This window comes from Streptomyces hiroshimensis, from assembly GCF_014650335.1.
Lineage (GTDB): Bacteria > Actinomycetota > Actinomycetes > Streptomycetales > Streptomycetaceae > Streptomyces > Streptomyces hiroshimensis.
On sequence record NZ_BMUT01000017.1, the window covers coordinates 60,006 to 71,375 of the forward strand.

Annotated in this window: 10 protein-coding genes and 1 pseudogene; 5 read left to right on the plus strand and 6 right to left on the minus strand. The window is 68.5% G+C overall.

Annotation, left to right across the window (positions count from 1 at the left end):
* Positions 1–47 precede the first annotated feature (47 nt).
* The 4 genes and pseudogenes from IE241_RS29810 to IE241_RS34440 all read left to right on the plus strand — a co-directional run.
* Complete coding sequence (locus IE241_RS29810; protein WP_190024966.1) at positions 48–920, plus strand: hypothetical protein; 873 nt, start codon at positions 48–50, stop codon at positions 918–920.
* A complete protein-coding gene (locus tag IE241_RS29815; protein ID WP_190024967.1) occupies positions 904–4,368 on the plus strand; it encodes a WD40 repeat domain-containing protein in 3,465 nt (1,154 codons plus the stop codon). Before IE241_RS29810 ends, IE241_RS29815 begins: the two co-directional genes overlap by 17 nt.
* Positions 4,337–4,819 carry a WD40 repeat domain-containing protein gene (locus IE241_RS29820; protein WP_229900019.1) on the plus strand — a complete coding sequence of 161 codons (483 nt, stop codon included), beginning with the start codon at positions 4,337–4,339 and terminating at the stop codon, positions 4,817–4,819. Before IE241_RS29815 ends, IE241_RS29820 begins: the two co-directional genes overlap by 32 nt.
* A 155-nt stretch (positions 4,820–4,974) precedes the next feature.
* Positions 4,975–5,313 (plus strand): annotated as a pseudogene (locus IE241_RS34440) (hypothetical protein); the annotation flags it as partial.
* A gap of 58 nt (positions 5,314–5,371) precedes the next feature.
* Here IE241_RS34440 and IE241_RS34445 read toward each other — a convergent pair.
* The 3 genes from IE241_RS34445 to IE241_RS29835 form a co-directional block, all read right to left on the minus strand.
* Positions 5,372–6,412, minus strand: a complete 1,041-nt coding sequence (locus IE241_RS34445; RefSeq protein ID WP_229900021.1) for a hypothetical protein — start codon at positions 6,410–6,412, stop codon at positions 5,372–5,374.
* Positions 6,413–6,577: 165 nt separating this feature from the next.
* A complete protein-coding gene (locus tag IE241_RS29830; RefSeq protein WP_190024969.1) occupies positions 6,578–7,459 on the minus strand; it encodes a TIGR03620 family F420-dependent LLM class oxidoreductase in 882 nt (293 codons plus the stop codon).
* A complete protein-coding gene (locus IE241_RS29835; protein WP_229900023.1) occupies positions 7,456–8,382 on the minus strand; it encodes an NmrA family NAD(P)-binding protein in 927 nt (308 codons plus the stop codon). Before IE241_RS29835 ends, IE241_RS29830 begins: the two co-directional genes overlap by 4 nt.
* 121 nt (positions 8,383–8,503) lie before the next feature.
* Here IE241_RS29835 and IE241_RS29840 point away from each other — a divergent pair, with 121 nt between their 5' ends.
* Complete coding sequence (locus IE241_RS29840; protein ID WP_308433763.1) at positions 8,504–9,139, plus strand: TetR/AcrR family transcriptional regulator; 636 nt, start codon at positions 8,504–8,506, stop codon at positions 9,137–9,139.
* A 9-nt stretch (positions 9,140–9,148) separates the two neighbouring features.
* Here the strand turns inward: IE241_RS29840 and IE241_RS29845 are convergent, their stop codons facing one another.
* The 3 genes from IE241_RS29845 to IE241_RS29855 form a co-directional block, all read right to left on the minus strand.
* A complete protein-coding gene (locus IE241_RS29845) occupies positions 9,149–9,622 on the minus strand; it encodes a nucleoside deaminase (protein ID WP_190024972.1) in 474 nt (157 codons plus the stop codon).
* A 76-nt stretch (positions 9,623–9,698) separates the two neighbouring features.
* Positions 9,699–10,235 carry a hypothetical protein gene (locus IE241_RS29850; protein ID WP_190024973.1) on the minus strand — a complete coding sequence of 179 codons (537 nt, stop codon included), beginning with the start codon at positions 10,233–10,235 and terminating at the stop codon, positions 9,699–9,701.
* A gap of 299 nt (positions 10,236–10,534) precedes the next feature.
* Positions 10,535–11,299 carry an acyltransferase gene (locus tag IE241_RS29855; RefSeq protein WP_190024974.1) on the minus strand — a complete coding sequence of 255 codons (765 nt, stop codon included), beginning with the start codon at positions 11,297–11,299 and terminating at the stop codon, positions 10,535–10,537.
* Positions 11,300–11,370: the final 71 nt, after the last annotated feature.

The following is an 11,370-nucleotide window of genomic DNA, read 5'->3' on the forward strand; positions in this document are numbered from 1 at the left end:
ACCAAGCCGAGGATGCACACATATGCCAAGTACGCAACTATAGATATATGGCCATTTTTGTTGGAGTTCATGGAATAGGGCAGCAGTATCGCGGTAAGTATTCCCTCTCCGAGGCTTGGCGGAGCGCCCTGAAGGACGGGCTTTCAGAGGCAGGCCATGACGCGGAGGCAGAGCAGGTAAAACCCGGCGATGTCCGGGTGATGTTCTTCGGAGGTCTGTTCCGGCCGCGTACCGGCGCGATGGCGGCAGAGGATCCGCCGTACTCAGCCGCGGACATCCAGGCAGGACCGGAGAAAGACTTCCTGGAGACGCTCTACGGCGCGGCAGTGAAGCAGGATCCTTCTTCAGGGCCCGGCGAGGGAGCGATGTTCTCTGGCAGCGTTCCCGTGCAGGCGATGCTCACGCACCTGCTGAGCATGCCCCTCTTCGGCGGCATCGCACAGAGAGCCTTCATCGGAAATCTCAAGCAGGTCACCCGCTATCTCGCGGATGAGTCATTGAAGGGGCAAGTATTGGACCGTGTTCACGACGGAATCGGTGACGACACACGGGTGATTATCGGTCACTCCCTGGGTTCGGTCGTCGCCTACGAGTACATGTGCCAGTTCCGGCCGGCATCGGTAAGGCTGCTGCTGACACTCGGATCACCGCCCGGTATCCCCAGGCTGGTGTTCGACCGATTGACTCCCTGCCCGGAGAACGGAAAGGGCGCCTGGGCGGGAAGCGTGCCGACATGGGTCAACGTGGCGGATATCAATGACATTGTCGCAATGCGTAAGAAGCTAGCTGGCCTGTTCCCAGGACCTAACTCTGAGACTGTCGATGATCGGCTGGTCGACAACGGCGGCGATGCGCACTCCATCGAGCGCTATCTCAACGCCCCCCAGACGGGAAGTGCTCTCCATGAAGCGATCAGCTGAACAGGCGGAACCCAAGGTTCCCTGGGCTCTGAGCAAGGTCGTTGAGGCCCTGCGACCCCTGGGTTATGCCACGGTCAGCGGACCGCCCGGCTACGACGTCGACCTCCTGCGCGGGGACCTGTGTGAGAAATTGAGGGAAGCGGCGCATGCGGGCGAGATCCTCATGGTGTACTACACGGGTCACGGCGTCGTTCGGGCCCGCGACTTCTACCATCTGGTTCTCCATGACACCCAAAAAGACGTCTACTGCTCCGCGGTGAACGCCGCGGAGATCCCCGTACTGGTCACGCGCTACCAAGGGGACAACCTCGCTGCGGAGCAACCGAAGGTCCTGCTGATCCTCGACTGCTGCTTCGCCGGTACCGGTGCGACCGAGATCGTCTCCCAGGCATTGCGCGGCGTTGGCAGTGAGAACCTGTGGATCCTGGCCAGTGCCTCGGGATTGGAATTCGCCCAGCAAGGCGTCTTCGCCCAGTGGTTTACCGAAGCGCTCCACAAGCCTCCCCCCTTGGGATGCTCCGCTCCCTGGCTCCCTGTAAACCTCCTCGCTGATGCCATCAACGCAGCCCACCCAAGCGCGCGCCAGGTCGTCCACTACCATCCGCCCGCCACAGGCGACACGGTCACTCCGCCATTCATACCCAACCCTCTCTACCAAGAAGGTGTCGCCGGGCTGACCACCGCCGAACAGCACTGGCTCTCCCGGCTGCGCGGAACTCCGGACACATCGACGACGGGTTTCTACCTCACAGGCAGAACCGGCAGGGTGAAGGCAGCGCAGGATCTCGTGAGATGGCTGACTCACGACCCCAAGGCCAGAGGTCTGGCCGTTGTCACGGGACGTGCAGGAACGGGAAAGTCAGCGCTGTTGTCGCTGCCGACTCTCCTCTGCAGGCCGGGGGGCCGGTCATTCTTCGAAGGGGCCAAGCTAGACCGTTTGATCACGCGGACCGCCGAAGCCCTGCCGGAGGAGACACGCCTCGTGGCTGTCCACGCCCGAGGTCTCAACGGTGACCAAGTTGCCCACGCCATCGCCGTCGAATTGGGCCGCGAGTCTGAAACGGTAAGTACGCTGCTCGAGGATCTCAAGGCGCATCCTGATCCCACCGGCGCCATAGTCGTCGTCGATGCTGTCGATGAAACCGCCCACACCGACACCCTTAGCCAGGCCCTCCTGCAGCCGCTTGCTCGCAGTCTGAAGGTCGTCGTGGCCTGTCGGAGCAACAAGCAGGCACAGGTGGGTCCCAGCGACCTGACCATCGATCTGGATGCCCCTGAGTACGAGGACCCGGAAGCGCTTACCGACTACGTCCGGGAACTGCTGATCGGTTCGCGTGAGAGCGGCATCAGCACGCCGTACCCTGACGACGCCGCGACCGCACAGGTGGCGGAAGAGATAGCCAAGCGCGCCACTGAAGTCAGCGCAGACGGCTCCATGACCCAATCTTTCCTTACCGCGCAGCTGATGGCACGCACGATCCGCGGCCGGTTCGAGCGCGTCGACACGACCGACACCGCATGGAGAAGGTTGCTCCCAGCCGACCTGGGAGAGGCATTCGAAGAAGACCTCCGAGGCCTCGGGGGGCGAGCCGCCTCGACCCGCCCGCTCCTGGAAGCGCTGGCGTGGGCCCGAGGACCGGGAATGCCCTGGGAGAAGCTTTGGGTTCCGGTTGCCCAGGCCCTCGCCGACCGACGACACGTCGGGCTAGAGGACTCCCGCCCCCCGATCACCGACGACGATGTGTCCTGGCTGCTTGAGCACGCGGGGGCCTACATCGTCGAAGACCTGGGCCCTGGAGAGAATTCCGTGTTCAGGCTCTTCCACCACGCGCTCGTCACCCACCTTCGCCGTGAGCCGCAGAACGACTGCCTCTCACCGGCCCCGCAGTGGCGAGGGCATGAAGCTGGCGTCGAACAGGCGGTTACGAACGCTCTCATGGACACCGTGCCACAGGACGTCGCAGGACACAGGGATTGGCTCTCAGCCCACCTCTATCTGCGCACCTATCTCGCCCAGCACGCGGCTACGGCGGGCCCGGACGTCTTCGCACGGCTGATAGAGGAAAACGGATTCCTGGCCGTTGCCGACCCGGTCACTCTGACACCCGTGCTGACCAACCCAGACATGCTGGCCTCGGCTTCCTCGCTGGCCCGTGTCGCGAGGACCTACCGACGAGCCCGCCCTCTGCTCACATCTAACCCGCGTGCGAACGCCGCGTACTTGGAGGAAGCTGCAATGGCTCTCGCTCGGGGAGCCTACACGCGTGAAGATTATTCGGTCCGCCCCTGGTACAGCACACTTCTGGCAACGATCCGCCACGACCAGAGCACATGGACCCTGACAGGACACACCGACAAGGTCAATGCCGTCGCCTTCGGCAGCAGAGCCGACGGCAACCTCCTGCTGGCCGCAGCGAGCGACGATGGAACCGTGCGCCTGTGGAACCCGATCACCAACGCAAGGTACAAAAAGCCGCTGAGGAAACACATCGGAAGCGTCAGCACCGTGGCCTTCGGCACAACAAGCGATGGAACGCTATACCTTGCTTCTGCGGGCTTCCAGTACATACGAGTATGGAAGGTGGCCTCCCAAACCCAGATCCAGCGCATCCCCGCCCACGCCGGGAGGGTGAACTCGGTGGCCTTCGGTACCGCCCGCAACGGCCGACTCCTGCTGGCCTCTGGGGGCGACGACGGCACGGTCGGGCTCTGGAAAGCCCTGCATGGTGAGGATTACCAGGATCCCCTGACGGGCCACACGGGACCGGTGAACTGTGTTGCCATGGGCACGCTCCAGGGCGAGCCCATCCTGGCTTCGGCAGGCGACGACGGAACGGTCCGCCTGTGGAACATCACCACGGGGCAGGAGCTCCGGGACGTGCTGACGAGAGTGACGGGCCCCGTGAACGCGGTGGCCTTCGTCGCGTATCAGGATCGTCTTCTCCTCGCTTCGGCGGGCGAGGACGGAGCCGTCTACATCGACGACGCCAGAACCGGTGAACAGTTCTGCGAGCCCGTCGTCGACCACCACGGTGCCGGGCGGTCACTGGACCTCGACACGTCCTCCGACAGCGAACTCCACCTGTACGCAGCGGACTCCGACCCCTCCGGCAAAGTGCATGTCTGGCGGCTTCCAAGCGGCATCCCGGCGTGTCCTCCGCTGGCGGGTCACGGACTGGCTGTACGTTCGGTGGCCGCAGTGGTCGGCTCTGGTAGCCGGCCCCTTGTGGCGCCCAGACCGGCGGGAACAGACCGGCGAGTTCTCTACCGCCACTGGCCACGCCATCACCACTGCTGCGTTCGGCCTGTCGGCCGAGGATCACTCCGTGCTCGTCCTTGGCGACGACGAAGGGCGCGTGTGGCTGTCGGACGGCGACGGCTGTGCGGTCCAGGAGCTGTATCGCCATCCGCACGCCGTGCGGACGGTAACGTTGGGCACGGGGCCTGACGGAAACACGTTGCTTGCCTCCGGAGGCTATGACGGATCGATCCGGCTCTGGGACTGGCACACGAAGCAGCCCGTTCATAGCCCTCTCAGCGACACACTGCTGCCCCGTGTGTTGGCCTGCGGCACCATCTCCAGCGACCGGTGTCTGGTCGCCACCGGCGACGACCAGGGGTTCGTACGGTTGCTGGACCCAGTATCCGGCGAGCAGTTTGCTGAACTTCCTAGAGGCCGACGCAGCCCGGTCCAGGCCTTGAGCTTTTCCACCACTGCGGACGGCCACCTGCTGATCCTCTCGGCAGGCTCGGTATGGCTGCAACTGTGGGACGTCACGGCGGCGACAACCCCTGTGACTCTGCGCCGCCGCTCAGAGGTCCGGGCAATCGCGGCTGACGGCACTACCTTGGCGATCGGCGACAGCGAAGGCGTCAGCGTCCTCGCCTTCCACGGATGACCATGCTGCGTGCTCGGCTGAGGCGCCGGTGACAGCCTTAGCCACCTGATCGACGCTACTCCGCTCGAGCTGTGCGGGACCTGGACCCTGGAGTGGGCAGGACCAAGTGCTATGGGTGTGGCGAGCCCGGCTCCCTTTAATCGTGCTGGACGCAAATGGTCACGCTCGTCGCCGCCTTCGGTTTCGGCTCCGTGATGGCCCTGATCGCCGAGGCCTCACACAACCTCACCGGCCTCTTCCTCGCTCTGTTCGTCCAGCGCGTGTGCAACGTGGCGGTGGGCGGCGGCGCACTGTACGTCTCCGCACGGCGCGGCGCCCCCGCCCTCCCGGAGAACGGCTGGGACGGCGTCCGCTCGGCCCTCCCCTCACTCGCCTTCGTCGGCCTCGCCGACGTCGCCGCCAACAGCACGTACTCCATCGCCGCGAACAGCGGCCCCGTGACGGTCGCGGCCGTACTCGCCTCGCTCTACCCGGTCGTCACACCCGCACCGGCGCCACGCCCGCGCGCGGGTCCACCGGCGCGCCGACCGGCCGCAAACCGGTTACGCAGCCTCAGCGTGCAGCAGGCCGACTGCGAGTCCGGTCCCAGTACGAGCGCGCGGCCACCGCCAATGCGAGCCCGTACACGGCGAAGGCCGCCATGCCGATCCAGCTGGCCAGGATCGCGTCGTCCGGGGAAGGGAAGTCGCCGCTCCGCATGGTCACCACCCCCGCCGTGGCCAGGGCCGTGTAGCCGAGGCCGATCACCCCGTATGGGGCGAGGGTGGCGGCGCCGATCAGGGCCGGGGCCAGGGGAAGCCAGCGCGGTACCCGACGCCCGCGCAGGAACAGCGTCCAGCGTGGGAAGACCTGGCCCCAGGGGCGGACCAGACCCCAGAGCAGGAAGATGCCGAGCGCGGCCAGCAGTACGGTGACGTCCAGGCCCCAGGACTCCAGGGTGAGCCAGATCCCCGAGGCGCCGTTGCGCTCGGAGACGGCGCGCATCTGCGCACCGGACACCCCGGCGAAGGTACCGCCGGTCACCCAGATCAGCTTCATCACCACGTACGGAAGAAAGGCCGCCGTACCGGCACACGCCGCGAGCAGGACCGGCCGGGGCGCGGCAGAAGGTGCCGGGGCGCAGGCCCCGGCGGGCAGGCGCCGGCCTGTGCGGGCGGTGGACGCGAGCAGGAGCGCCCCGGCCGCCGCCAGCGCGTGGTTCGCGGCCGAGGGCCGGCTGTCCACGCCTTGACCGACCATCAGCGTGATCACATCCATCAGCAGGCCGAAGGCGGCGAGCCCGGCCAGGCCGCACGCCGCCCACAGCAGCGCCCGCAGTGCGGGCCGCAGCCCGTAGCGTGCCACCGCCGCACAGGTGAAGGCCGCCAGCAGCCCCACGACGGTGACCGCCCAGCCTGATGCGGATGCCCACGCCTGGCCGTCAGAGCCGAAGAGCGGGACCCTGTTCACCGCACAGACCAGGCCGAAGCCGGAGTACACCAGTGCCCACACCATCGTCACCCGGCCGGGCCGGTACAGCCCACGCAGCCCACGCAGCCACCGCTGTCTCCCTGTGCTCCAGGACGTCTTCGCCGTGCGTACATCAATGGTCATGTCCTGAACGTCGCATCAGGAGCATCACTCTCGCGTCAGCCGCTTGAAGGAACGCCCTCCCCCTGCCGGTGGAGAGCCGTGAAGACTCACGTATGACTCACGGAACGTGGCCTACAAACCGGTCGTACGCGGGGATTTCGGAGTGGCCGCCGTCCCCGCGCCAGGTCAGGGCAGCAGGTGTGCGGCGAGCTCCTTCCACTGCCTGGTGGGCGGGGTGTGGGGTGTGGTGGTGAGGAGGTGGAGGCTGACGTGGTCGGCCCCGGCGTCGAGGTGCTCATGGACGCGGCGGGCGATGTCCTCGGCGGTGCCGTGGGCCACGACCGCGTCGACGAGCCGGTCGCCGAGCGCGTCCACGTCCTCGTACCCCAGGCCGCCCAGCAGAGCACGACGATTGGGCAGCGCGGCCGCTGCCGTGGTGCGGGCCAGTGCGGCGGTGTGCGAGCGGTCGGGGCCCAGCACGCACAGCTGGGTGACGGCCAGCAGCGCGGCGGGGCCGAGCACGGCTCTGGCGTTGCGGGTGTGCTCGACCGGCATGCCCAACGGGTTTGCGCCCCAGGCCCGTTCGGCGGCGAGTGCGAGCATGCCGGGGTCCAGGGCCGCGAGCACACGGTGCGGCGAGGCCTGCGTGGCGGGCGGCCCGAACGGGGCGGTGTCGAGTGCGTCGAGGTAGGCGCGCATGGTGGGCAGCGGGGGGCCGAAGCGGTGGCCGCGGACGTCTTCGGCGAGGCTGGGGTGGCTGTCCCACAGGCCGAGGAGGAAGCGTCCGGGGAATGCCTCCTCGAGGGTGCGCTGTGCGGCGGCGGTGGTCACGGCGTCGCGCGCGTAGATGTCGGTGCTGCCGGCTGCCACGACGATCCGCCTGGTCTGTGACAGCAGGATCCCGGCCTGTGCCATCGCTTCCCGTCCTGCCGTCTCGGGGAACCACAGGGTGCCGAAGCCGAGGTCCTCGATCGTGGTCACGGCCTCGCGGACACCGGCCGCTGTGCAGTCGTCGAGTTCGCCCGCCCAGATCCCGATGCGCCCGAGGTGGGGCCTTCGGCCGCTCACGCGTCCTGCCCCTCTGCGCGCTGTGCGTCCAGGAACGCCGTGATCTGGGCTGCACCGGTTCGCTCAAGCCAGGTGCGGAAGTCCATCGCGGCGGGGTGGATCCGTCGCGTGGCGGTGATGTCGGCCCGGTAGCCGCGCTGGTTGAGCCACTCGTGCGCGAACGCGAACTGCTCGTTGACGGCGCGGATCGTCTCCATCGGGATCCGGCGGTACGGAAGGGGGCGCCCGATCGCCGTCGCGATGTGCGCGGCGATCTGGACGGGGGTCAGTTCGTCTCCGGCCAGGGCCGTCGCCCGCCCGATCCACTCGCGGGGCCGCGAGAAGGCCAGGGCGGCGATGAAGCCGACGTCGTCCACGGCCGTGATCTGCAGCGGGACATCGGGGGCGATGCCCGAGACCAGGCTGCCGCCTTGGAGGGCGTACTCACCGGTGTAGTTCTCCATGAAGGAGACCGGCCGCAGGATCGTCGCGGGCAGGCCGAGCTTCGCGAGGTGCTGCTCGATGCGCCATTTGCTGATCAGGTTCTGCGGCAGTGCCTCGCTGTCGTGACGGTCCGCGCCGGCGACCGAGCTGAAGACGAGGTGCGCGATGCCGGCGGCTCGGGCGGCCTCTGCGATGTTCATTCCCCAGCGGACCTCGTCCTCGGCGCAGAAGTCCGGGGCGGTACCCGGGGAGCCCACCGTGGGCTGGACGCTGAACAGGCCGTAGGCGCCTTCGGCAGCGTCGATCAGGGAGGAGAGGTCCTCCATCTCCGCGCGGACGATCTCCGCGCCCGCGTGTGCCAGGGCCGCGGCGGACGCCCCGTCCGGATTGCGCGTGAGGGCGCGCACCTGCCAGCCGCTGTCGAGCAAATGCCTGGTCACCGCCCTGCCCTGCAGGCCGGTCGCACCTGTCACCACGATGGTCTTGCCCGTCGGCTCCACTGTCTCTCCTGGAGGTCGCACGCCACGGGGAGGGCCGCCGACGATAAGTGGGGTGGCCCCCCGGTTAACGCTCGGTACGATATGGAGGACCACCCCATTTAGCAAGCCGTCAGGAGTTCCCGTGACCCGAGACGCGACCGTGCCGCCGTCGCCGAAGCGGCCCATGCGTGCCGACGCGCGGCGCAACTACGACCGGATCCTGGCCGCCGCAGGGGCCGCCGTCGCACAGCACGGCGCCGACGCCTCCCTGGAAGAGATCGCCCGGCACGCCGGAGTCGGCTCGGCCACGCTGCACCGGCACTTCCCCTCCCGGCAGGCACTACTGGAGGCCGTCTTCAAAGACCGGGTGGAGACCCTCTGCGCCAAGGCGCACGCCTTGGCCGCCGCGCCCGACCCCGGGTCCGCGCTCGTCACCTGGCTCCGCGCTGTCGGCGCACACGCCGTGACCAACAGGGGCCTGGGAGCAGCCCTGATGCCCGACGCCGGCGGCGATCCGGCACTGGGAGAGACCTGCCACACGTCGATCGTGAACGCCGGCAGCGAACTACTCGCGCGCGCTCACCAGGCGCACGCCGTACGCCCCGACGTCACCATCACCCAGCTGCTCAAACTCGTCGGTGCCATCGCGCTGGCCACCGAGGGCGACCGTGATGGTGCGGCCGAGACCGACCGCCTTCTGACACTCGTCATCGACGGGGTGCGCTCGCGCGGAACGGCGCAGAGAGGATCCTCCGACATGACAGACGAGGACCGGTAGAGCATTTGCCTACACCTTCGGCCCGCGGCGATCGCGCTGCCCGATGTCCTCCAGCCAGAGCTCCGGTCTGGCCTCGATGAAGTCGCGCATCAGCGCCACGCATTCGGGGTCGTCCAGCACCACGATCTGCACCCCGTGCTCCGCGAGCCACGCCCGGCCGCCGTCGAAGGTCCGCGCCTCCCCGATCACCACGCGCGAGATGCCGAACTGGCGCACGAGTCCGCAGCAGTACCAGCACGGGGACAGCGTCGTGACCATGGTCGTCCCGCTGTACGTGCGCTGCCGTCCGGCTGCCCGGAACGCGGCCGTCTCGGCGTGCATGGAGGGATCACCGTCCTGCACACGCCGGTTGCGCCCCCTCCCGAGCAGGGCACCGTCCGCGCCGTACAGCGCGGCCCCGACCGGGATGCCGCCCTCCTCCAGCCCGGCCCGCGCCTCTTCCAGCGCGGCGTCGAGCAGGGCCCGTCCCCGGATGAGATCCATAGCGCCATTGTGCTCTCCGCCGTCCCGGGAGAGCTGCACCGGCCGAGCACCGCTCTTCCGGCGGGTGGGCGGGCGCTCAGCCGGCGGCCTTGGCCGTCGGCGTCCGGCCCAGCTCGGCCTGTTGCAGGCGCTTCGCCTGCGTCTGGGCCAGGGACAGGAGGACCTGGGCGCTGTCCGGGTTCTGTTCCGAGTCCAAGTACGTCATGACGGCGATGACGGTGCCCACGCGTACGGTCATCGCGATACGCGGTTCGGCGTACGGAGCCCGCGGCTCGGCGTAAGCCACGCTTTCATCGCCGACTCTCGGCATGGCGACCTCGGCGGCCCCCTTCGCCCCGCCGCTCTTCCGGTTCTTGAAGGCGGTGCCGGCCACCTTCAGGCTGGGATACGCCGTCAGATACCAGTCCACACCGCCGGAGCCACCGGGTGCCCTGTACTGCACACTGCCGATGCTCCAGTGCCACCAGCAGCCGTCAGGGCCGCCACCGTCTTTCGCGCACCGCTTTTCCCGGGGCACCTCCCGGGCATGCAGTGGCGTCACGCCCGACTTCCAGCCCACCGGCATGCTCTGCAGATCCGGCAGGGCCTTTCTCAGTGCCTCGGCGTCGAGCACCGTGTCAGGGCCGGTTCCGAGGCTTCCTTCCCTCGCGCCACCCACAGGACCGGCCCCTTCATGGGACACCGCCTGGCCGCCACCGCATCCGGTCACCGACAACACCAATCCCGCTGCCAGCACCCCCACGCGAGAGCGTGATCCCCACCAAAGGTGACGCACGAGACCCCTTCCAGTTCTCCGCCTTCACAACGTGAAGGCGAGCATAGAAGGCCCCGGTCTCCGGGAAATGATCAACCCCGTGCAGGGAACGATCAACGGCTGCCGGGCCCCGCTGCAGGTCAGCCCCAGCCCCCTGGCTAAGAACCCTCCGCCAGTGGTGGCGGTTCGGCGAGTGCCTTCAGCTGTTCCGCCGTCATCTCCGACGGGATCGGTACCGGGGGCGCCGTCCGCAGCGGCGGGACCCAGCCGGTCGCCGCCTCCCAGCGCCGTACGACCTTCGCCGGGGCGCCCGCGACCACCGCGTGGTCCGGGACCTCCCCGCGTACGACGGAACCCGCGGCGACCACCACGTTCCGGCCGAGCCGCGCGCCGGGCAGTATCACCGCACCGGTGCCCAGCCAGCTGCCGGAGCCTATGGAGACGGGCGCGCTGCGCGGCCACTGCCTGCCGATGGGCTGGTGCGGATCGTCGTAGGAGTGGTTGTCGCTGGTGACGTAGACGTACGGGCCGCAGAAGACGTCGTCGCCGAAGGTCACCGGCTGCGAGGCCACCACGTGGCTGCCGCGGCCGAGGACCACGCCGTTGCCCAGGCGGAGCACCGGGTCGGGCCCGAGGTCGAGGTCCGGCATCATGCCGGCGGTGAGCGTGACCTGCTCGCCGATGATGCAGTGGTCGCCCAGTTCGATCCAGCGCTCGCCGAAGACCGTGCCGAGCGGGAAGGCCAGCTTCGTCGCAGGGCCGATCCGGCCGAAGCGGTACGGGCCGGGGTGCTCGGCGGTCACCGCGCCGGCCTGCTGGATCCACCGCCAGCCGCGGTGGACCGCGCGGGACGCGGCACGACGCCCCCACGCCCGTAGGGCAGCGGAGGCGTCGGAAGAGAACGCGTTCCTGTTCTTCGGCACCCGGACACGGTAGTCGGCCGGGTGCCGGCCGGCCGCCGGGGTGACCTGTGATCTTCACCCCACCGGCCGGC